The following is a 22534-nucleotide window of genomic DNA, read 5'->3' on the forward strand; positions in this document are numbered from 1 at the left end:
GCCACAGGGAGGGACAATGGAAGTACCCGCCATCCTCACCGAACGGAACCTCGACGCGGCAGCGAAACTGGTGCACCGCTACTATGCGGGGACCGACAAGCACGGACGCACGGGCACGGGAAGCTACTTCGACGGGTGGGCCGGCAGGGGCGACATGGAAACACGCGATGTCCTCACGGACAGTGATGCCATCGCTGTTAACATGCTCGGCGCGCCCATCCCTCTGAAAGCATGGATTGCGTTGCAAGAACCCACCAGAGCAGCTCGCGTGACAGATATCTTGCGACGGATCCCCACCCACGTCCCGCTAAGCAGCCTCACCCGCGAACAGGCCATCGATCTACTGACGGGAAGTGGACCGGCGATGATTTTGCGGGACGAACTTCGTCGCGATGCGGAAGCCGGGTTGGATATCGGAGCCGCCGCGGCCAGCAGAATCATGGCACGCAAACGATCCGACCTCATCCCCGTCTGGGACATCACCATCGGAAGAGTCACGGGACAACGCAGCTCAGACACCCAGTGGGTAGACTGGCACGCGCTCTTGACCGACGGAACCGGCCTGCCCGAACGCCTCGCCGAGATCCATAAGCTCTCCGGAATCGAACAGGCGATATCGGAGTTGCGGCTTATGGACGTCATCCTTTGGATGTTTGGCAAAGAGCCGGAATTCAGCTAGGTTCGCGCGTAGGCCACATGAGCACCTGCAACAGCGCAATCCACTCGGAAAAGTGTGTTTATGTGCTTTTATGGTTGGTCGGTGCCGCTGGCTGCCTCCTTCTGACCTGATGGCAGGACGAAGCTCTTAACGATACCCAGGTGCTGGATTTCCGCCGGTGGCAGCCCGGCGGCGGCCACGAGTTCATGGAATGATCGACCGCTGCTGAAGCGGTCAAAGACTTCCTTGTTTGGGCAGGTGTCGAGGACAGCGATGCCGTCTTTCGTTTCCACGCAGAGGTGTAGGTCCAGTTGGCCTTCCGGAAGGAGGGCGAGCATGCGGTCGTGCCCGGCAAGTAGCTCAGCCGGGTTCCCCCTGAATATGTACATTCCTAGATACATTTTTCTGCCTCGCTTGTTTCTCGCTGGGTCGCTGTTTTGTTCGATAGCTGTGGATCGGATTTACAGCATCGTGGTTGTTGGTCGCCGCGCGGCCCAGGGATTGGCCCGTTCCAGCTGCGCGGCAAGCCGGAAAAGGGTTGCCTCGGCACCGAAGGCGGCCAGGAAAGACATTCCGACGGGGAGCCCAGCGGAATCGGTGCCCGACGGTATCGACACGGCCGGGTTACCGGTAATGTTGGCGTACTCGCCATCAAACATCAGGAACCGGCCAGCTTCCCGCTCGCCGCGGAGCGGGTCCTCGACCGTCGCCGTCAGTGCGCCCAGCGGCAACGGCGGCCAGCCGACCGTCGGCGTCAGCCAGAGGTCGAAATTATCGAAGAATCCGGCGATCCGCCGGCTAAAGCGCTGCAGTTCCTCCACGCCCTGGAGGTAGTCCGCGGCACTGACCTTGCGGCCGCGTTCGAACAGGACCTCGGTGTAGGGTTCGATTTCGCCCGGTTCGGGCCCGCGCCCTTGCCGGTTCGTCCAGTACCCTTCGATCCAGCTGGCCGCGGCAGCGTATACGGCGCGGAGAGCTCGGTGTCCGGCACGATCCAGCGGTTCAGGATGCGCTTCTTCGACGTGGTGGCCCAGGCTGACCAATAAGTTCACCGTCGCGTCAAAGGTCCGCTGGTAGTCAGGATGGACTGACTGGCCCCTGTTGGGTGAAGCCGTGGCCGCGATTCTCAGGCGTCCCGGCGCGGTCATTATCTCGGCCGTGTAGGGGCGCTGCTGCGGCGGAGCGCAGTATGGGTCACCGGGAGCCGGTCCGGCTACGGCGTCCAACAATGCAGCCGCGTCGCGGACTGTGCGGGTCAGCGCAAACTCGGCCGCGAGGCCGCCCGCGATGTCGCCATATTCCGGTCCGAGCGGAACCCGGCCGCGGGTTGGTTTGAGGCCGAAGAGTCCGCACCACGCTGCTGGATAGCGCAGTGAACCGCCCAGGTCGTTTCCGTGGGCCATCGGGACGAGGCCGGCCGCAACGGCGGCCGCCGACCCGCCGCTTGATCCGCTGGTGGAAAGAGCGATGTCCCATGGGTTGCGCGTTGGGCCATGGAGGATTGGTTCGCAGTGCGGACTTAGGCCGAACTCACAGGTGTTGGTCTTGCCGACGATGGCCAGTCCGGCCCGCTGGAACCGCCGCGCGAGCTCCTGGTCCGTGCGTGAGACGTTCCCCGCAAGCCAACGCGAACCTTCCGAAAACGGTGTCCCCGCGATTTCCAGGGCGAGATCCTTGACCACGAACGGCACCCCTGGAAACGGATAGTGATCGGATCCTCCGTTGTCAGGAGGTGTGTTTCCGGCCAGGGCGGGCAACCAGTCGTGCGCCGGGTCCAGCTCGAGGATCACGGCGTTCAGGGCAGGGTTCATCACCCGGATGCGTTCCCTCCCTTCCTCAAGCAGTTCACCGGCGCTGACCTGGCCCGAGCGTACTAAATCGGCCTGCTCTGTTGCATCCATCCAACGGAGTTGTTCATCCACTACGGCCCTCCCTGGGCGGCATTACGACAGTCCTTGTCCGGCCAAGGCTCTACGCCCGGAAACTATGGCCGGAGAGTCGACGTGGTGCGGGGCCCAGCCGTACGCAATTCTATTTCCCGGCAGCCACAAGCCATCTTCGGCTGACGCTACATTCCGGGCATCAGGCCCAGTTGCCCCATCATCGACGCGACGTCAGGATGAGCCCGGAAGGAGACGATCTTGCCGTCCCTGATGGAAGCAAAATAGGTTCCTGTCCCGACCACGGACTTGCCCGTCGCGGGAATTTCCTGGTCTCCCATCCGCAACGGACCGGTATTCGTTCCGGTGAACTCCACTTCCGCCGCCACGTCGTCATCGCTGACCACCCTGCTCGTGGTCTTCACGTGCATATCCGGGAAGGCCGAGAACCACGCGTCCATGTAGGACTGGACCTGATCCCGCGTGTGGAAGGGCTCCGCGGCCATCACATCCGAAAAGGTAAAATTATCGGCCAGCAGGCCGGCGAAGCCGGCCGTGTCATGCTGGTCCCAGGCCGCCATCCCGCGGTCGTCAAGCTCCTCAACTTCAGCGCGTGACATCACACATCTCCTCCTTGAAAATGTCCTGACGCGGTTCATGCTAGACCTGCCAAGGCACCAGTCAATGGGTCGTTGGTCCCTTATCTCCCCACCACCGTCGCGGGTGAAGTCAGACAAGTTAGGCACACAGAAAAGGCAAGGATCCGCGTCCGGAAGGCATCGACGCCACAAACACGGTCAGCGTGCGCAGGGCAGCCATGGGCGCACAGCCGTTTCGCATCGGTCAAGATGATTCAAGGCAGGCTTTGAGCGATGTGAGCTGGCTGACCTCGGCGCCCATGGTGCGTTGTATCAAGGGTCCGGCCAGTTTCATGAGGCCCTTGGGCTGCACATCGAGAGTGAATCTCACGAGGGTCCCCGTGGCGTCCTGGGTCAGTCTGTATTCCCCGACGGGACGCGCCGGGCCGGCTACGACATGGAACGCAAGGTATTCCCCAGGCCGGGCTTCCGTAATTTCGTAGTCTCCAGCCACCGGACGGCCTCCGGGACCGGTAAGCGTCTGCTGGTAGATGGCCCCGACGCTGCCGGCAGCGCCGCTTCGCAGGCTGATGGCCTGAACACCCGAGCGCCATTTCGGGTTGTTCAATCCATCCGCGAGGAACGCATACACCGCCTCAGGTGAGCGGTCGATGGTGATCTGATTTTCTGCGTGGGCCATAGTTATCCTTCCAACAACCGAATGCACGTCACCGACCACGCAATTCCACCAATACTGGCGGTTTCGCGGCGTCCTGCCGAGGCAGGCCACGTCGGCCAGCTTCTCAGGAGAACGTTGACTAAGTCCAGGGTCAGGATGGCTTACTTCAGGTGCCGGACTGCTGCCCCAGTTCGCCACCTTGGTGGAAGCGTATCCGTGCGGTCGACCCAGAGGGACCATCGGCCCTGTCTGAACCTGTCTTGGTGCGGAACGCTTTCGTCTATGCCGTTCCTTCTTGAGTACGGAACCGACCACGGAGCTGGCTGGTTCACGGTTGCGGGCACGAACTTCAGGGACGCCATGGCCAAGGCTGTGGAGGCTTTGCGGGGTCTGGAGTGCCGCCATGCGGTGTTGCGGCAGACTACTTACCCGCACACCCTTGTTGGGCGGGGACCGGTTGTCGCCGCCTATACCAAGGGTGGAGGGTGGACGGTACAAGGCGTCTGGCCGGGCCTGTGACGACTTCTGCCACTGGAATCTGGCTGTCAGCGAAAGATTGGACGAGCTGACAGCGTGGAGTCCGCAGCGAGCGACTCCAACCTCGTGAGGTTCGAGGGGGTGCACACCCGTGGACTTTCTGCGTGATATGCCCCTCCCCGCTGTGTCGGGGAACTCGTATGCAGAGGGCTGAAGCACAGGTGGTTCAAGGCCCGACGCGGTGCTGATGCTAAGCCGACGCGGCGCACATTCAATGCCCTGACCGGCCCTGGCGGGGCAACCGAGCCTAGACTCCTGATCATGATCTCAGTCGAAATGCAGGGCCGAGCCGAGCATCGCTGGCCGGCCGTGATTGGCCTCCTCGCTGCGCTGGGCTTGTACGGGACGCTGCCGACGACTTTCTTGCCGGGCGTTCGCTACGTCGTCGTGGTGGTCGGACTTGGTCTGCTGATTCCGCTGGTGGTCCTGAATCCTCGCCGGCTGACCCGCGAAACCCGCTGGTCCAGAATTCTTTCCATTGGCCAGGCACTCCTCCTGGTCGTGGCCAACGAGGCTGCCTTGGTTCAGCTGGTCATTGCCCTGACGACAACCAGCAGCAACGGACCCACCCTTTTGCTCGCCGCACTTCAGGTATGGGTAACGAACGTGATCGCTTTTGCCTTGGTCTATTGGGAACTGGACCGCGGCGGACCCGTATCCCGCCGACACACCCCGCGCCCCCACCTGCCCAGAGCAGACTTCCGCTTCCCGCAAGACGAAGACCACGACGCTGTCAAGGAAGTTGCGGCCAGATCTTCGGTCAAAACCGGCTGGACGGCTGCGTTCATTGACTATCTGTACTTCTCGCTGTCCAACTCCATGGCATTCAGCCCCACGGATACAATGCCGCTTTCAGCCCGGGCCAAAGGACTGATGGGGTTGGAAGCCTTCGGCGGCTTCGTCCTGCTGGCGTTGGTCATCGCCCACGCCGTCTCCCTGCTTGGCCAATAACAGCCCAGGGTGGTGGAGCGGCCCAGGCATGGGCCGCAGGGGCCAGGAAGTGCACTCGCCCGCTGCCGACGAGAACACCGTCCTCTCTGCGCACCCACGGGCATGGTGCCCTCGGAGTTGAGGTCGGAGGGATATATTTTGGGTGTGCGTCTCCGTCCGGGTGTTCGGGCGGCCCGGGTCTTGAGTTCTTGCGGGTGCGAGGCGCCCGATTGGGAGGGCTCAACGTGTCTCAGAACGGTCTCCTCGAACGTCCTCGACCGGTCGACCGAAGCAGAACCAGGCTCGCTTGGCTCGCGGGATGTGCTGTCGTACTGCTGGCTGCGCTGGCATTGTATTTCGATTGGAATAACGGAACCGCGGCCGCCAGGGTGACCGGCGATTTCCTCATCCTCGCGGCCGCTGTGATGGCTGGCATCAGTTGCAGCAGGGCAGGCCGGCGTGGTGAGAATGCACGGGCGTGGTCCCTCCTGGCTGTGGCAGCGTTTACCTGGGCTGCGGGGCAGGCGCTGTGGACTTACTTTGGGCTCGCCAACAACAACACATATCCGTTTCCCTCGGTTGCCGACGTACTCTTCCTTGCGTACTCGATCCCTGCCGCCGCCGCGCTGTTCAGCTTTAAGCGGCCGGCTGACACCGCCAAGGTGGGTTGGGTCAGGTCGGCACTCGATGCCTCGGTGATTGCCGGCTCGGTCTTGGCGATCAGCTGGTACACGGCGCTTGGGCCGGCCCTGAGCTCTGAAGGCGACGTCCTGACCGTGCTGGTCAGCGTCGGGTACCCCGTCGTGGATGTGGTCATCACGTCCTTGGTCTTGGTCTTGGCCATGCGCCGGCAACCGGGCGAACGGCTTCCCTGGTTGTGCTTCGGCGGCGGGTTGCTCGCCCTGACAATCACGGACAGCACCTACGTCAGGCTCACGTTCGACGGCGTCACGGGCGTCACGGGATCGCCCGTTGCCCTGGGGTGGATTGGCGCCTTCCTCCTGATCGCGCTTGCACCATTGCTGCCGTACGCGGAAAACCCGCAGCCTGAGCGCAAGGCGTTCGCCCTGGCCCTGGAATTGCTCCCCTATGCGCCGATCCTGGCGGCGCTGGTTGTCGTGGCCGGCCCGCACGTCCAGGAAATGAATACCTTCCTGCTGGTGGTGGCCAGGATAACGGTCGTCCTCATCCTGGTCCGTCAGGTGCTGATCGTTGTTCAGAACCTCACCCTGACCACCGGCCTCGAAAAGGAAGTGGCCGTCCGGACCGCGGAGCTGGAGGGCCTGGGCGCGATCGTGAATTCCTCCACGGACGCCATCTTCAGCACCACCCCGGAGGGCGTCATTACCAGTTGGAATCCAGGGGCTCAGCTGCAGTACGGGTACGTTGCCGAGGAGGCCCTCGGCCGCGACGGGCGTATCCTCGTGGCGCCCGGCAGCGTGGACCGGACCGAGGACATATTCGAACGGCTGAGGGAGAGCGGCGCCGCGGTGAACTTCGAGACCGAACATGTGAGGAAGGATGGGACGGTCATCCCGGTGTCCCTGACCGTCTCACCGATCAATAAAGACGGGAACCTTCGCGGTATCGCCGTCATCGCCCGGGACATCACGCTCCGCCGGGCCGCCGAGGACGAACTGAAGGCCGCCAGGGCGGCCGCGTTGGAAGCCAGCAGGCTCAAATCCGAATTCCTTGCCACCATGAGCCATGAAATCCGAACGCCGATGAACGGTGTGGTGGGATTGACCGCACTCTTGCTCGAAACCCCGCTGGATGACACACAGAAGCAGTATGCGCAAGGGGTCAAAGGCGCAGGTGACGCCCTGTTGGCCTTGATCAATGACATCCTGGACTTTTCCAAGCTGGAGGCTGACAAAGTGGATCTGGACTTGCGTCCATTCGATCCCCGGGTTCTGGTCGAGGAAGTCGCGGGGCTGCTGGCAGAGCCGGCACAAACCAAAGGGTTGGAGCTCATCGCCTATTGCGAGCCTGACCTGCCCGGCAGACTGATCGGGGATTCAGGTCGGATCCGCCAGGTCCTGCTGAACCTGGCCTCCAATGCTGTGAAGTTCACCGCTGCCGGCGAGGTGGCCATCCTAATAAAGGCCGAAACACGCGATACCCGGCCCGGGTCCGCCGCCATGGTCTACTTCGAAGTCCGGGACACGGGAATCGGCATCGAACCCGCACACCATGCCCGGTTATTCGAATCGTTCTCCCAAGCCGACGCCTCAACAACCCGCCGCTACGGCGGCACCGGACTGGGTCTGGCAATCTGCAGCCGCATCACGGAAGCGATGAACGGTGAGATCGGGATGAGAAGCACCCCCGGTCAAGGGAGCACCTTCTGGTTCCGTATCCCCCTGCCGGTGGCACCGCCGTCGACCGATCGCCTGCCGACCGCCGAAATTCTCACCGGGCTGCGGGTACTGGTGGTCGACGACAACGCCACCAACCGACTGGTACTGGAATCGCAATTACGCGGCTGGCGGCTGCAACCTGACGCCGTGCCCGACGCCCGGACCGCCCTGGCCAGGGCCCGCGAAGCGGCAGAACGGGGAGAACCCTTCGATCTTGCGGTACTGGATCTCTGCATGCCCGAAACCAACGGCCTGGACCTGGCCCGCTCCATCAAGGCCGACCCCGCCCTGGCAACCATGGAACTGATCATGCTCACCTCCACCATGCAGATCAGCGGCGCAACAATTGCCGAAGCCGGGGTCCGGGAATGGCTGATGAAACCTGTCCGCAGCTCCGAGTTCTACAACCGCCTGATCCGCCTGATGTCCACCAGCGAACAACGCACCCCCGCCGAGAGGCTCACGGCCCTGACAAGTGCGGCCTTGCGTGAGCGGCCAGCCACCAGGCCCGCGAGCCCAGGGCATATCCCCGGCCGACTCCTGATCGTCGAGGACAACGAAGTCAACCAGCTCGTAGCCCGCGCAACAGTGACGATGTTGGGCTACGCGGCGGACGTCGTCGCCAACGGCGTTGAAGCCGTGGACCGCACCGAAAGTACGCGGTATGACGCCGTCCTGATGGACTGCCATATGCCGGTCATGGACGGGTTCGAGGCCACCAGGATCATCCGGAGCCGCGAGAACGCGAGCAGCCGGCTGCCCATCATCGCCATGACCGCCGGGGCCCTCGACGGGGACCGGGAACGCTGCCTCGCCGCCGGCATGGACGACTACCTCTCCAAACCCGTTGACGCCACGGACCTCGAAACAGTCCTGGCCCGGTGGGTCCCCGATCAGCCAACACGGTTCGTGCCCGGGGAACCCCCGGCCGTCACCGGCCGCCGGAGCGCCAGTGACCAAGCGTCCCCTCGGGCGGGGCTCGACCAGGGCCGTCTGGCTATCCTTCGAGACCTCGGACCGGTGGGCGGGCTGGGGCTGCTGCCCGCGGCGGCAGAAGCGTTCCGGAAAGATGTCCCGCACCGGCTTGCCGCGCTGGACAGAGCAATCACCGACCACGACGGTCCCGCAGTGACCAGGGCCGCACACGCCCTGCGGGGTGCCGCGGCCAACATCGGAGCCACGGCAGCTGCGGCCCTGTGCGGCGACCTGGAAACTCTGGGATCGGCCGGGCAGTACGACGACGCTGCGGAGATGGTCCGCAGGTTGGAAACGGAGCTTGAGCAGGTGGACATCGAACTCGATCGTGCCCTGGACGTCGCCCCATGATGATCCTGGTGGCTGATGACGACCCGGGCTCTCTGCTGGTGGCCAAGGCCGCCGTCGAACGCTCCGGCCATAGCTGCCTCACCGCAAGTGACGGCGATGAGGCTTGGGCCCTGTTTCTGGAACACCAGCCGGACGTGGTGGTCACGGACTGGATGATGCCCGGCCTTGACGGACTAGCGCTGTGCCGCGCCATCCGGGCACGGACCACCGACCTCTACACCTACATCGTGCTCCTTACCTCGCAAGGATCCCGGGACGACGTCCTCGCCGGCCTCGAGGCCGGCGCCGACGACTACGTCACCAAGCCGCTGGACCCCTTCGTCCTGCATACCCGGCTGCTTGTGGCACGGCGTGTGACCACACTCCACGCCGACCTGGCACACTATCGGACGATGCTCTCCCACCAAGCCCGCACCGATCCCCTGACTGGCCTGAGCAACCGCCTTAAGCTCACCGAAGACCTCCAACAACTGCACGCACGCAGCCTCCGGTACGGCGAAGATTATTGCCTCGCCATGTGCGACGTGGACAACTTCAAACGCTACAACGACATCTACGGGCACCAGGCAGGCGACCTCGCCCTGCAGGCCGTTGGTGCCGCCCTCGCCACAGTCGCGCGCGCCAGTGACGGCGTGTACCGGTACGGTGGCGAGGAATTCCTGCTCGTCCTGCCAAGACAAACGCCTCATGGAGCCAAGGAAATGCTGCAAAGGGCCCTGCAAGCGGTCCAGACACTGAACATCACCCATTCCGGAGACCCAACCGGCCACCTGACACTCAGCGCAGGCATTGCAGCATTCGCCGACTACCACGCCGAGGCCGACAACGTTCTGCGTGAGGCCGACGCGGCCCTCTACGCCGCAAAGGCGGCGGGCAGAAACAGGGTGGCAACCGCACCTTGAAGCTGCTGCTCCACGACGTAACCTGCCGCAGCGACGAGTACTCGTATGTCACGAAGACTCGAGATTGTCGAGTCGATCCATTAACTAGGGCGCCTGATGGTTGCCTGCAATAACAGTTACCGTCTCCTGGAATTAATCCATGGACCGTAGGTTCGCTTGCGTGAAAAGACCCACAGAGTCCACAAGAACAATGCTCCACGTCCGCGACGGCATGGTCTGGATCACGGACCTGCACTCGAGCAATGGGACGGTGCTCACAAATCCGATGGGAGAAATCGTTGTGAGTACGGCCGGGAACCCAATGCCGGCGGGCGATGGCTGGCAAGTGGGCTTCGGCGACTATGTCGTACAACTGAAGGGGAAATAACCGTGTATTGGAGCATCTACGATGTCCTGATGCTGGTATCGGGACTCATCACGCTCGTCATCGTCATCGCACCAGTCAAAGGGATCACTCCCCGTACGCGCATCGCAGCGGGCGCGATCGGCCGGGCGCTCGTGCTCGCCTCTCTGGTGCTGGCAAGCATACCGTCCTTTCGCTACCCGGGCATCGTCGTCGTCGCCCCTGCGATCGCGCTCGTGAGCGCTATCGCCGTTATCGGCAAGGCCGTGCGTGCCCAGAGTTCCCTGCAGACAGGACAACAGGGCCACACCCCTCACCATCAGGAACCTGGCCCGATGTCCGGCCCGGCACAACCCCCAAGTCGTATCAGACGTCCAAATCACTTCTGCGGACCTAACCCCGGCGGAACTGATGGAACTCGCAGCTCGCGAGAGAACCCAGTGGGTCGAGATAGCCGGCACCCCTCGGCCTATCCCGACTTGCTTGAATGGCTAAATCAGTACGGAAGCGCCGATGTGAAGGCTGCCGTGGCCGCACGCCGTCACGTCGATGCACCGGATCCTGCCTAGGACTTATAGGCTCCAGGTCAAGGGGTGCGCTTGTTGCCGTCTACAAGGGATGACGCGCACAAGTGTGTCAAGCAACGCGGCAGCTGAGCGCCAACTCCGGGTACGGCTGGAAGCCCATCACGGTTTTTGCTGGCGTTGCCCACGCCGGTGCCAGGAGACCGGCGTCGCGAACGTGGAAGCCGGAGCGGTCAACGACGTGAAGGGCATACTCAACGTCCAGGTAGGCAGTAACGCATCTCCGCGGAGCGTCAACAATTCAGCGTCGTGTCAGACCCTGAGTGTTTTCGCGGCGACGCGAATGACGCTTCAAGAGCAGGTCGGCTGCCTTACAGCAAACGGGCCGACTTGGACGTATGTTCCTCCCCAGCCAGCCGCTCCGGCCGCCGATAGAGATCTTCGCCTAAACGCAATTTCATAGTCGGCCAGGCCCTGCGTCGCCTGACGGACGCGCGCGAGCCAGCCCTATAAACCGGATATAAATGTGGACAGTGTCAACACCCCTTTTGGCCTGACAAATCGAGCACATCCCCTTGCCCGACGTCTAAGGGTGGCCCCTCAAGAAAAGTTTCGCCCCACGGTGGGCAAAGTCATGTCGTCCCCACACGTCCGCCCCATGAATAGGTGTAGGCCAGCCGGGCCACCCGACAAACCGGAACGAGGAACCGCAGACCGGCAGGTCAGCAGGCGGAAGGCCCACCAACCAGCGTCTTGAACCCGCCACCCACACACCTGAACAGGCCTCCGCGGCAGCCAGGCCCACAGCCCGCAACCCAGCCGTTAGAGGGGCGGCACCACACGCCATGTCCACACGTTAAAGCAAAAAGCCCCTCCGACGAGGGGTCCTGCTGTGCCCGAGGTGGGACTCGAACTGTCTTCCAGCCCCTGCAAACACTGAGAACCCGCTAAAACATGCGGAATCCGAAGCAGTTCGATGACGCTACGGGCCGATAAGGAGCCAGGAGTGTGGACAATGTCCACACCTCTTTTGTTGCCTTTGGCCGAGTGGAGGAACTCTCTAAAGGAACAATCGCAGGCGACACAGGAGGCACCAGCGGTTTTGTTCGGCTCCTCAGGACGTGCAGCAGCCTCGGGGCGAAGATGCCATCGATTGGCCGGATGTTCTCATCGGCTGCGCACCGGTTCCCACGCCACGCGCGTGGTGGACGCCGGGCCTGTGCCTTAGTGGTCGTTTTCGTACAGCAGTGCCGCGACGTCCACGGCTGAGGCTCCGCCGTCTATGGGGATGATCGCTCCGGTCAGGTACGAAGCTCCCTGGGACATGAGGAATGCGATGACCGAGGCAACCTCGGAGGGATCCCCCGCACGTCGGGCCGGCACATGTTGGGTTGCCGTTTCGTAGGCAGCCTCCAGGCTGATGCTGCGCTTTTCCGCGACAGTCATCAGCGCCGTAGCCGACATTTGGGTCTTGATCAGCCCGGGGCACACCAAGTTGGCGCGAACTCCTTGGTGCCCGAATTCCACCGCTACCGACTGAAGCATGAGCCCAAGGCCGGCCTTGGAAGCGGCATATCCGCTCATAAAGGAGCTTGCCCTGAGCGCAGCAAGGGATGCAACGCCAACGATGGATCCGCCTTCACTGCCGAAGTGAGGCAGAACAGCCCTGGTTAGTCGGGCAGCACCAAGCAAGTTCGTCTCCAGCATTTCACGCCAAAGGGTGTCCGTGGTGTCCATGAAACGCCCGGCGTGGGCTACTGCAGCATTGAGTACAAGCCCATCCACGCGACCGAATTTGTCCATCACGGCGTCTACTAGTTCATCAGCTCCGCCCCGGTCAGTCATGTCAAGAGCAATGGGAAAGGCTCCAGTTGCTGATGCGGTCTCTTCCAAAAGTTGTGGGCGGCGTCCGCAAATGGCGACTTCCCAGCCCGTGTCCCGGAGTTGAGCCGCGGTTGCTGACCCGATTCCAGTGCCACCGCCGGTGACAATGGCGACTGGTTTGGCTTGTTTGTTGTCACTCATGTGGTTCGTAATCCTGTCTTATTTGTCCTTGCAGCGGCGCGAATGTGGGCCGTTGGTTATGATCCGGTTCGGTAGACGACTTCTCCTTCGAAGACGGTCATGTCGACGACCGTGGCGCCAATCTCTGAGGTCGGGATTTTGAAGAGATTCCTGTCCAGCACGATGAAGTCCGCCGATTTTCCTGGTTCCAAGGTTCCTTGCACATCTTCTTTGCCCACCGCCCGTGCCCCGGCAAGAGTCACGGCTTCCAACGCAGTGACTAAATCAACCGAGTGTTGACCGTGCTCGAGCATTCCTTGAATGCCTGGAAAAAGGTTCGGGCTCGGCAACACAATCCAATCGGAGCCGACTGTGAGCTTTGCATGGTGGGATGTGACGGATTTGAACCGGAAACCCTCCTGGAGACCGAATTCAGGGATATGCCAGAGCGCGGGAGACATCTCGGCGATGACGTCCAATTGCGAGAGTCGGGGATAGTCCGTCTCGCTAATGAAGCCGGCATGCGCCAGCTCATGCGTCTGACCTCCAGTGCCGTTCTTTTGGCGCACCTGCTCGATGGCATCCAGGGCAGCCCGGATGGCTCCTTCACCGGCGCAATGGATTTTCACTTGGAGCCGGTCCGCGTCGAACTTCGCCAGTGCCTCCACCAGGTCGGTCTGCGGGATCAGGATCTTTGACTGGTCTATTTCGTTCTCCACCAGGTCTGATTGTGTGCAGTGTGGGGGCAGCGGGGCGCCATCCAGCCAGATTTTGATGAACGAGGTGTCCACGTGGGGACTCGCCCAGGACTGTCGATTTGCGATCACGGATTCCAACTCCGCGGCGGTTGCCATGCCGAAGCCTTCCTCGCGCCACACCAAGTGCGCGGCCACCCGGAGTTTCAGCTGGTTTCGGGAGTCGAGGGTTCTGAGTGCTGCCAGGGCTTGAGGCGATGCGGAGGCTTCCTGTACCGAGGTGATGCCGAATTCGTGACACCGGCCCACAGCCCAGCTCACCGCATCGACGTAGACATCCTCGGGGTACTCCGGGATGGCGCTTTGTACCGGCCAGGTCGCTTGTTCCACCAGTTCTCCGGTGAGCTGGCCCGTCGTCGAATCCCGTAGAAAGCTTCCTCTCAGCGCCTCCTGCGGCTGCCCGGATTTCAGACCCGCCAGTTCCAAGGCTTTGGCGTTGGCCAGGCCGTGATGGATTGAGTAGTCGTATAGGAAGACCGGGGTTTCGGGGAAGGCCTCGTTGAGTCGACGGTTGTCGACACCCCCGGTGAAATTTGCAGGCATGAATTCACCGCCGATGATCCATTGGTTCCCCTGCCGGTCCATTGGTCCTGCGCACTGGCAGCTTCGGAGGTCTTCCACTATCTGTTCGGCGTCGGCGCCTGGCGAGAGTCGTGCCTCGTACTTGAATTTGAGGCCACTGAACAGAAGGTGCAGGTGCGCGTCGTGGATGCCCGGCATCACCATGCGACCTTGGAGGTCAACTTCCTCGGCGCCGCCGGACAGCTCACGGAGGTCCCGTTCGTTACCCACCGCCTTGATCCGGCCGTCGGATACCCAAAGGGCCTCCGCCCACGGCTGGTCGGTGTTCCCCGTGTAGATTTCGCCGTTGAGGTAGATGGTGGACATGTTCGCTCCTCTGTGCAGCCGCCCCTCTGAGTCGAGGTTGCGGACAGCCGTCTTGTTGAAGGATGTGGCTACGGGACTAGTTCTTCAAGGAAATGAGTTCCGACTTCCGGGGCCCGGATGGATCCTGCTCTATGAATTTCCTGGCCCGGGCCTGCCAGGCGGAGCGGATGATCCGCTGGATCGATTTGTCCAGCGCTACGGCCACGACCAGTGTGAGGCCAACCAGAACGGTTTGGAGATAGGCGGAAACTCCGAGGATGACCAGTCCATTCCGCAGCACGCCCACGAACAACAGACCGGCCACAACCCCGCTGATACGGCCCGTGCCGCCTTCAAAGGCAATTCCGCCGAGGAGGACGACAGTGAGTGCAGTCAGTTCCATGCCATTGCCGACTGCCGGGCTAACAGCGGCCAGTTTTGCCGAGAGCATCATGCCCGCCAATGCCGAAAGCCCTCCCGTCACGACAAATACCCAGAACTTGGTGGCCTCGACCCTGACGCCCATCAGATGGGCAGCCCGGTTGTTCCCTCCGACGGCCAGGATCTGCTTACCCTTGGCGGTGCGGTTCAGGATGTACCAGGAGGCGGCGACGGCGACAATAAGCATGGCGATTTGCAGTGGTATGAAGCCGATGGAGAAGGTGCCGAGCCGGGTGAAGTCCTTCGGGAGACCCGTCAGCGTCTTGCCGCCGCTCAGGAGGAACGCGAGTCCGCTCCAAACGCTCAAGAAGCCCAGGGTTACGACGAATGTATTCAGTCCAAGGTAGGCGACCAGGAAACCGTTGACTGCCCCGGCGAAGACCCCGAAGGCCAGCCCTGCAAGCAGCCCGACCCAGACGTTGTTGCTGGCCACTAGCGCGTAGCCGGCGATCACGGCGGAGCACGAGGCAATTGCACCTACTGACAGGTCGGCGCAGCCCATCATGACGACAAAAGCCACAGGCAGGGCGATGATCCCCAGCTCGGCGATCTGAAGCAGGATGGTTGAGCAATTGTTGAACGACAGGAACCTGGGGTTCAGTGTGGCGAAGATGAGGGCCATAACAAGCAGCGCGCCAAACACGCCGTTCTGGGCGAGAACTATCTTGATCTTTTCAATGCTCACAGGAGTTGCTTTCTATCAGAATCACGAAGGGGAGTTGCCGTCCCGCCCTGAGCGTTCTCAGCTCCCAGCGAGAGGAGGTTGTCCAGAAGGTTCTCGTCCGTCAGTGCTCCCCCAGTGAGCTCACGGATCCGGCCCTGGTAGATGACGTAGCTTCGATCACACATGCTGGCGATCTCGTCGGATTCCGCCGAGGCCACCAGTACAGTGGTTCCTTCCACGGCGAGGCGGCGCACGGCACGGACTATGTCCACCTTTGCCCCGAAGTCGACGCCCTGCGTGGGCTGGGCCAGAAGCAGCACTTTAGGTCGCTTAAGGAACATCCAACGTGCCAGGAGGTGCTTTTGGCGGTTCCCCCCGCTGAACTCGGCGATCGGCTCCTCGCCCGTCGGTCCGTGAACGTTAAGTTCTTTCCGGGAGTCCGCGTAGAGCGCATTCCCCGTGCCGCCAGTCCACCAGCCTCCCCCAAGGTGCGAGAGCCACGGAAGCAGCACGTTCATGCGAGCGGACACTGTTGGCAGCAGGGCGTCCTTTTCCCGGTCGGCCGGAACATAGTGGATACCCTTCCGAAGGGCATATACTGGTTTCGTTGGCTTGTAGGCGTGACCATCCAAGATCACGGCCTCCATGGATCCGCCCACTCCGTAGAGGCCTTCCAACAGAGCAAATTGCTCGCCCGCCGCCATTCCAAACAGCCCGACTACCTCACCTGCAAAACCGCGGATCGTGCCGTCGCCAAACGGAAATTCGACGGCGACCGCCTCCGTTGCCTCGTTGGTCAGTTCAGGTTTGGAAATCCCGGGAGCCAAGGCCTGCGCCAAGTCACGGGCAGTGATGCCGGCGGCCGGGCGGTCAGCGATCAACCGCCCACCGCTCATGACGACAATCCGGTTACAGACATCGAGGATGTCAGGCAGCCGATGGGAAACGTAGATGACGGCTGTCCCGCCGGCGGCGAATTCCCGGATGAGCTGGTGCAAGGCTGACGTTTCCTGCGCACCCAGGGCGGCAGTGGGCTCATCCAGAAGCAATGCTTTGATTTCGCCTTCCAGCACACCCCGCGCCAGGTCGACCAATTGCCTCTGCCCGAGTGAAAGGGTGGCCACGGGGTGATCGAGGGAAATTTTTGCGCCGACCTTCGACAAGACTTCCCGCGCTGCATCCTTCCTGTCCTGGAGATTTCCCGGCCTGCTGCGTCCAAGTTCGAGATTGTCAAAGACGCTGAGGTTCTTGGCCAGCGCCGGTTCCTGATGCACCACCGTTATGCCGAGCTCCGCGAACTGGCGTGGAGAGCTTCCTTTGGCCACCTGCACCCCGTCAACGGCGAAGTGCCCCTTGCTGGGTGTCACGGCGCCCGTCGCGACGTTTAGGACGGTGGATTTCCCAGCCCCGTTATGTCCCAGGAGTCCAACGATTTCTCCCGGCTTCATATCCAGAGTGAAGCCGTCTACGGCCCTGGTGGCACCAAAATCAACAGTCAGGTCCTGGAATGTCACGCGGCTTGCGATCGCATCGCCGGACGGTGTCATGGAATTCACCTCAATCATGGCCCCGGTCATTTGGACATCATGTCTGCCGCGGTGTCCTTGGTGACGTGCCGTGTGGGGACATTAATGTCGCCGGCCGGATTACCATCGGCTGCGGAAATCAAAAGCTTGGCGTCTGCTTCGGCCAGGTCTTTCGGCGACCATACGTGCGTTTCACGCCAGATGTCGTTTCCCGCCTGGATGAGCTTGAACACCTCGTCGTTCCCATCGGTGGCGGAGACGTAGCGGTCGGGATCGCTCGCACTGGCCCCGCCGTCTAGGACGGCCTGCCGTGCACCGAGCATCATGTCGGCACCGATTCCGAGCCAGATCTTTGTCTGCGGGTGGGCCACCAGCTGGGTCTGCGCAGCTTTGTAGCCATCATCCCTAGAGGATGCTTCAAGATTGAAGACGCTCGCATTTGCGCCACTGGCCTTCAGTCCTGCGGTGATGCCTTCCGCCTGCAGTCGGCCGAGGTCAGCACGCGTGTCGGCAAGCAGTCCAACCTCAACGGACTGGTTGGCGTACTTGGTCTTGATCCACTCACCGGCAGACTGGCCTACTTCAGCGCCTGCGCCCTTGACGTCCAGGATAAGCTGACCCGAGGTACCTTCCCACGAACCCGCGTATCCGATAACCGGGATGTTTGCGGCCTTGGCCTGCGCAGTAACCGCGACCATGGAGTCCGCTTGGACAGGGAAGCCCATGATGGCCTTGACGTCGCCGCGTTGGATCCAGCTTGTCCAATCGTTTACTTGCGTCTGGATATCCCAGTTAGGGTTATCCGCCAGCAGTTCATAGCCGGCCTTTTCCACTATGGGTTGCATCAAATCAACCTGCTGCTTCCAAATGTTCACGTCATGCGTGGGAAAACTCATCGCCACGGCACCTTTGCTCGCGGCAGAACCACCAGAGCTGGCAGCATTCTGGGCGCCGGCACAACCTGTCAGGAGGACCGTGGCAGCCGTGACAATGGCGGCGGCTCGTGCGAATGCAGGAAATTTCATGGGAGTCCTCAGTGCTGGGAGGGAATTGGTGATTGAAAACTTTGGCTGGCAGCCGATGCCAGACAGGAACGACGTCACGTTTCGGGACGCTGCAGCGGATCTGTGTTGCTGGTGCTGGTCGATCGCTTTCCTGTGATGATCGCCACGTTGCAAAAAATATACGTTTGTCTAGTTTCCAGTGTCAATACTTGGGCTAAACAAATGGAGAGTTTTTTAGATCGGCCACTCCTGCAGGCTGTTGCAGGAGCGCAGGTGGCGCGGACTGTGGGTTCGCGAACAGCAGTCGGCGTTACGGACTGTTCGCGCGTCACCATCACCCGAGCATTTTATGGGCGCCTGCGGTCATCGATTTCGGGGAGCTAAATTGGCAGCGGCCACAGGCTGGAGTGCAGCGGCTGAACCGGCTATGGACGCTTAGGCGCAGTTGGAGTTTAGGCATCCCCGAAGTGACGGTTGACAGGCACCGCGGCGTCGACCAGGCGACCTAATTCGACGATGGCTTCCCTGATGGGTAGCGCACTCCCCACGGAGAGGAACTGGAGAATCAACCCGTTCAGTGACGCGAAAACGAGGCGCGCCAAGCTTCTCGGGGAACCTTCGGGATCATGGAGTCCTCGCGCGCGAAGGCCACGCTCAATGGTGGAGATGTAATTGTCATACAAGCGTTCAATGAGCGCTCGTATCTCGGGCCGGCCAGGCGCTTCGAGCACCATCCGCGCCTGAAACATCTCAATCTCGGGATCTGAGGCCAAAGAAGCCAGCAGCTGGTCCGCGAAGCTTTCGTCGAACCTGCCGGCCGCCGAGAGACCCGTTTCGGTGATCGCACGTTCCACAGCCACCTCCGTGGCAGCTGCGACAAGACCGTCCAGTGACCCAAAGTGCAGCGCTACGAGCCCATGATTCACACCTGCACGGGTCGCAACCGACCGGTGGGTTAGCCCCTGGATGCCCTTTTCGGCCACAATCTCGATGGCCGCCCGCACCAGGGCGTCCCGTCCTGATCCATACGCCACGTTCGCTACTCCATGAACAGCACGGCGACGTCTGCGCTACCGCTAACAGGATGAAGCGGAGCGTCAGTATCGCGGCCGTTGGATGCCTCAAGAAGTTCTATTAGCCGCCCAACTTCAACCACGGCCGCCCGGATCCTCACTGGATCACTGATAGTCAGGAACTGCAGCATGAGCCCGTCAAGCGCCGCAAATATGGCCAGCGAGAAACCGTCATCAGCAGTTAAGCCCCGCTCCCGCAGCGCCGTATCCACGGTTCGCACGTAATTGGCATAAAGCCGCTCAACAAGCGCTCGAACCTCTGGGTTTCGGCGCGATTCGAGCATCATTTCAAACTGGAAGAGCTGCAGTTCGGGTTCAGCAGCCACCGTCGCGATGAGCGCATCAGCAAATTCTTCGCCGAAATCGACGAGGTGCTCCAGGCCGGTTTCCTCAATGGATCGCTGAACAGCCCATTCCATCGTTGCGGCCAGAAGGCCCTCGATCGAACCAAAATGATGCGTGACCAACGTGTGGTTAACCCCCGCCTTCGCCGCAACCGCACGATAGGTCACGCCCTTGAGCCCCTTCTCCCCCACGACGGCGACGACGGCCGACAGGAGGGCGTCACGCCCGTCACCGTACGGCAAGCGTGAGGAGGTCTGCGGTCGAGTCATACCCCGAGTCTAGCCCCACGCCGGGTCTGAAAGTGAGGCGTTGACACCCAGAACTAAACAGACGTAGAGTTTTCCCTGTGGCCTTGGTCACCCCACGTTCGCTCGATTGCAATCACCTTCTCCCCACATCTTCTGTGCACTGACGCGCAGAAACAGGGGAACCCCATTTTTCGCATCGGCTTCACGCCCTGCATCCCGAAAAGAGCCATCGCATGAATCAAGAATCAGTCGCATTGCCGACGAGCATTGGGTCGGAAGAGCCCGGGGACTCTCCCAGCCCAGCGGGACTGAGGCCCAATAAACTCGGCGTCCTGGCCATAGCCTTTTTCGCTATTGCCGCGGCCGCCCCTATGGCGGCGGTAGTAGGTGCCAGCCCCGTACTGTTCTCGGCCACCGGCGCCGGAACACCCGTCATCTACGTTATTGCCGCTCTACTTGTGGCCCTCTTTTCCGTCGGTTATCTCCGGATGAGCCAGCACATCACCAACGCAGGCGGCTTTGTCGCCTATATGGCCAAAGGTCTGGGAACGAAATGGGCCACCGGCGGCGCGGGGATCGCCATCCTGACCTACCTCAGCCTCCAAATCGGGCTCTGGTCACAGTTCGGCGTCTTCGCCCAGCTCCTGGTTGAAGGAATCACCGGGCTCAGCATCCCGGTCTACCTTTGGATCGCCGTGCTGCTCGCCCTCGTGACCGGGCTGACCATGCGCGGAGTCGACGCCAGCCTCAGAGTGCTGGGAGTTCTCATTGTCGGCGAAGCCTTCGCGGTAGCCGCACTGGTGGTCTCCCTCATCGCCCAAAAAGGCATCGGCATCTTCACATTCGAGGGCTTCACCGGTGCCAACGTCTTTGGACCCGGTCTAGGAATCTCCCTGCTCTTCGCCTTCGCCTGCTTTACGAGCTTTGAAGCAACCGTCGTCTTCGCCGAAGAAGCTAAAGAACCCCGCCGCACCATTCCGCGCGCCGCCTACTTCGTCATCGCCTTCGTAGGAATCTTCTACACCATTTCCACCTGGGCCATCAGCGGAGCCATCGGCATCGACAACATCCAGACCGTCGCCGCGGACAAGCCGGCCAGCATGATCTTCGACCTGGCCGAGACCAGCGCCGGCTACTGGCTGAGCATGACCATGCAGATCCTCGTGGTCACCAGCTTCCTGGCCATGCTGCTGGGCCTGTCCAACATGTTCTCCCGCTACCTGTTCTCCCTCGGCCGCGCCGGCGCCCTGCCCACGAAGCTTTCCGCCGTCTCCAAGACCGGGGCCCCGCACGTCGCCGGGTTCATCAACGGAATCGTCGTCCTCGCGGTCATCAGCACCTTCCTGCTCGCAGGAGCCGACCCCATCACCACCGTGTTCTCCTGGTTCGTTGCCCTGGGAACTGCCGGCTTCATCACCATCCTGCTCGTCACCTCAGCCGCCATCGTGGTCTTCTTCGCCAGGAACGGCATGCGGGACAACCTCTGGGTCACCGTCATCGCCCCGTCCCTTTCATTCCTCGCCTTCATCGTCATCGGATACCTGACGCTGGACAACTACGACGCCCTGCTCGGCGGCGCCGGCGGCGTTGCACGCTGGCTCCTCCTCGGCGTCCCCCTCTTCTTCGTGGCCGGAATCGCCCGGGGAGCACAAAAACCATCAATCAATTTCGAAACCGTCATCTGCTGACCCAGCCGCACCCACCTGTCCCCACACAATGAAAAGAACAAAGGAACACACCGTGACTTCAACGGACATCCAGGACTACATTCCCGAAGAGGAGTGGCCGCCGGTTTCCGCCATGCTCGAAGGCTTCGGCGACCAGACACTGCCCGCCTCCCCCGCCCTCACGGGAGCGGCCCTGAGCATCCCGGGCGAGGACGGAGCAACCGAGGAGTACGTCTTCAAGACAGAATCCTCCATCATCTGGACCTCTAAGCGCGGCGAGGAGAAGACCAGCGGAACAGCAGGCTACAAAGCCATCGAAGCCCGCCCCGGGATCTTCATCATCGACTTCGTCCGCGGTGAAGGGCTCACAGCAAATAACGTCACCATTATCTGGGACCGGAACACCGGCGCGGTTACTTCCGGACTATCACGCTTCGTCGTCGTAGGCGAAAAAACCCGCAGCACCACCGACTTCAGCCAGACCAACAGCAACGGCTCAGCGGCCCGGCACGAACGCTCATCCGGCCTGGTCGGAAAACGGATCTTCTACCGCTACAGCGACGTCGAATCCTACGAACACATCTACCTGAACCCAGGCACCTTCACCTGGAACTGCGTCCGCGGCGGCGAGGCAGGGCTGGCGGACACCGACCGCTGCATGACCTGGGAAGTAACAGAGGACCTCTTCATCTTCTTCTGGACCGAAAAGGTCATGTGCGTTGAAGCCGTCCTGCTCGTGGACCTGCGGGAACAGCGCTCCATCGGACGGATGTTCGGCTGGGACGACCCCGCCAACGAACCGGTCATCCTGCCCTTCGATTCCCGGCTCAGCGTGCTGAACACCACCGAGTACCCCCAGGACACCAACAAGCATTAGGCCCGGAGAGGATGTCCGGTCCTGCACCGGACATCCTCTCATCAGCGGTGTGAACGGCTTCCCAGCTGGACCATGCGTCGACGGGAGCAGTTGTGAGGCTGACTGCGCACTTCGGCTATATCGCCCTTCCAGCGCAGCCCTCACAGGACTTCGCCGACGAACCCATAACCAAATGGACAATGACCACAGGGCCTGCTGCCGGAGAAGGCCACGCTATGGAGACCTAAGAGTCCCTCGACCCGCGTGGCCACCATAGATCCCGGCATACCGTCCACACCCTCTTTGGGAGGACAAAGTGCAGCGCTCACCCGTCGCAGCGATGAGAAGGCCACCCCTGGGGAAACTC

Annotated in this window: 18 protein-coding genes; 7 read left to right on the forward strand and 11 right to left on the reverse strand. The window is 61.9% G+C overall.

What is annotated here, in order from left to right; all coding sequences use genetic code 11:
• Window positions 1-16: 16 nt before the first annotated feature.
• Window positions 17-679, forward strand: coding sequence for a DUF6308 family protein (locus AC4EEO_RS10280; RefSeq protein ID WP_223994916.1), 663 nt, complete (start codon window positions 17-19; stop codon window positions 677-679).
• Window positions 680-747: 68 nt separating this feature from the next.
• Here AC4EEO_RS10280 and AC4EEO_RS10285 read toward each other — a convergent pair whose 3' ends face one another.
• The 4 genes from AC4EEO_RS10285 to AC4EEO_RS10300 form a co-directional block, all read right to left on the reverse strand.
• A complete protein-coding gene (locus AC4EEO_RS10285) occupies window positions 748-1047 on the reverse strand; it encodes a hypothetical protein (protein ID WP_461841125.1) in 300 nt (99 codons plus the stop codon).
• Window positions 1048-1119: 72 nt separating this feature from the next.
• On the reverse strand, window positions 1120-2559 hold the full coding sequence (locus AC4EEO_RS10290; RefSeq protein WP_491338806.1) for an amidase: 1440 nt from the start codon (window positions 2557-2559) through the stop codon (window positions 1120-1122).
• Between the two features lie 167 nt (window positions 2560-2726).
• Window positions 2727-3158: an ester cyclase gene (locus tag AC4EEO_RS10295; RefSeq protein WP_223994909.1), complete on the reverse strand. Its 432-nt coding sequence runs from the start codon at window positions 3156-3158 to the stop codon at window positions 2727-2729.
• A 223-nt stretch (window positions 3159-3381) separates the two neighbouring features.
• Window positions 3382-3816: an SRPBCC family protein gene (locus AC4EEO_RS10300; RefSeq protein ID WP_491338807.1), complete on the reverse strand. Its 435-nt coding sequence runs from the start codon at window positions 3814-3816 to the stop codon at window positions 3382-3384.
• A 777-nt stretch (window positions 3817-4593) separates the two neighbouring features.
• On the opposite strand from AC4EEO_RS10300, the gene AC4EEO_RS10305 reads away from it, so the two are divergent.
• From AC4EEO_RS10305 to AC4EEO_RS10320, 4 genes are all read left to right on the forward strand, one after another.
• A complete protein-coding gene (locus AC4EEO_RS10305) occupies window positions 4594-5283 on the forward strand; it encodes a hypothetical protein (RefSeq protein ID WP_491338808.1) in 690 nt (229 codons plus the stop codon).
• A gap of 473 nt (window positions 5284-5756) precedes the next feature.
• Entirely contained in the window at window positions 5757-8948 is a 3192-nt protein-coding gene (locus AC4EEO_RS10310) for a PAS domain-containing hybrid sensor histidine kinase/response regulator (RefSeq protein ID WP_491329835.1), read from the forward strand.
• Entirely contained in the window at window positions 8945-9850 is a 906-nt protein-coding gene (locus AC4EEO_RS10315) for a GGDEF domain-containing response regulator (protein WP_491338809.1), read from the forward strand. Before AC4EEO_RS10310 ends, AC4EEO_RS10315 begins: the two co-directional genes overlap by 4 nt.
• Window positions 9851-10219: 369 nt before the next feature.
• Complete coding sequence (locus AC4EEO_RS10320; protein WP_491338810.1) at window positions 10220-10762, forward strand: variant leucine-rich repeat-containing protein; 543 nt, start codon at window positions 10220-10222, stop codon at window positions 10760-10762.
• Window positions 10763-11941: 1179 nt separating this feature from the next.
• Here the strand turns inward: AC4EEO_RS10320 and AC4EEO_RS10325 are convergent.
• The 7 genes from AC4EEO_RS10325 to AC4EEO_RS10355 form a co-directional block, all read right to left on the reverse strand.
• Window positions 11942-12742: an SDR family NAD(P)-dependent oxidoreductase gene (locus AC4EEO_RS10325; protein ID WP_491338811.1), complete on the reverse strand. Its 801-nt coding sequence runs from the start codon at window positions 12740-12742 to the stop codon at window positions 11942-11944.
• 56 nt (window positions 12743-12798) lie between these two features.
• Complete coding sequence (locus tag AC4EEO_RS10330; RefSeq protein WP_491338812.1) at window positions 12799-14364, reverse strand: amidohydrolase; 1566 nt, start codon at window positions 14362-14364, stop codon at window positions 12799-12801.
• Between the two features lie 76 nt (window positions 14365-14440).
• Window positions 14441-15469, reverse strand: coding sequence for an ABC transporter permease (locus tag AC4EEO_RS10335; RefSeq protein ID WP_491329831.1), 1029 nt, complete (start codon window positions 15467-15469; stop codon window positions 14441-14443).
• Window positions 15466-17025: an ATP-binding cassette domain-containing protein gene (locus tag AC4EEO_RS10340; protein ID WP_491329830.1), complete on the reverse strand. Its 1560-nt coding sequence runs from the start codon at window positions 17023-17025 to the stop codon at window positions 15466-15468. The genes AC4EEO_RS10335 and AC4EEO_RS10340 overlap by 4 nt, the downstream gene beginning before the upstream one ends.
• The gene (locus AC4EEO_RS10345; RefSeq protein WP_491329829.1) at window positions 17022-17999 is read right to left on the reverse strand and encodes a sugar ABC transporter substrate-binding protein; all 978 of its coding nucleotides are present in this window, start codon (window positions 17997-17999) and stop codon (window positions 17022-17024) included. The genes AC4EEO_RS10340 and AC4EEO_RS10345 overlap by 4 nt, the downstream gene beginning before the upstream one ends.
• A 431-nt stretch (window positions 18000-18430) precedes the next feature.
• Window positions 18431-19012 (reverse strand): TetR/AcrR family transcriptional regulator, encoded by a 582-nt coding sequence (locus tag AC4EEO_RS10350; protein WP_491329828.1) that lies wholly within the window; start codon window positions 19010-19012, stop codon window positions 18431-18433.
• Between the two features lie 5 nt (window positions 19013-19017).
• On the reverse strand, window positions 19018-19665 hold the full coding sequence (locus AC4EEO_RS10355) for a TetR/AcrR family transcriptional regulator (RefSeq protein ID WP_491329827.1): 648 nt from the start codon (window positions 19663-19665) through the stop codon (window positions 19018-19020).
• 212 nt (window positions 19666-19877) lie between these two features.
• Between AC4EEO_RS10355 and AC4EEO_RS10360 the strand changes: the two genes are divergently transcribed.
• Window positions 19878-21332 (forward strand): APC family permease, encoded by a 1455-nt coding sequence (locus tag AC4EEO_RS10360; protein ID WP_491329826.1) that lies wholly within the window; start codon window positions 19878-19880, stop codon window positions 21330-21332.
• A 52-nt stretch (window positions 21333-21384) separates the two neighbouring features.
• Window positions 21385-22188, forward strand: coding sequence for a MoaF C-terminal domain-containing protein (locus tag AC4EEO_RS10365; RefSeq protein WP_491329825.1), 804 nt, complete (start codon window positions 21385-21387; stop codon window positions 22186-22188).
• The last annotated feature ends 346 nt before the right edge of the window (window positions 22189-22534 follow it).

It is taken from the genome of Pseudarthrobacter sp. MOO13, from assembly GCF_058267655.1.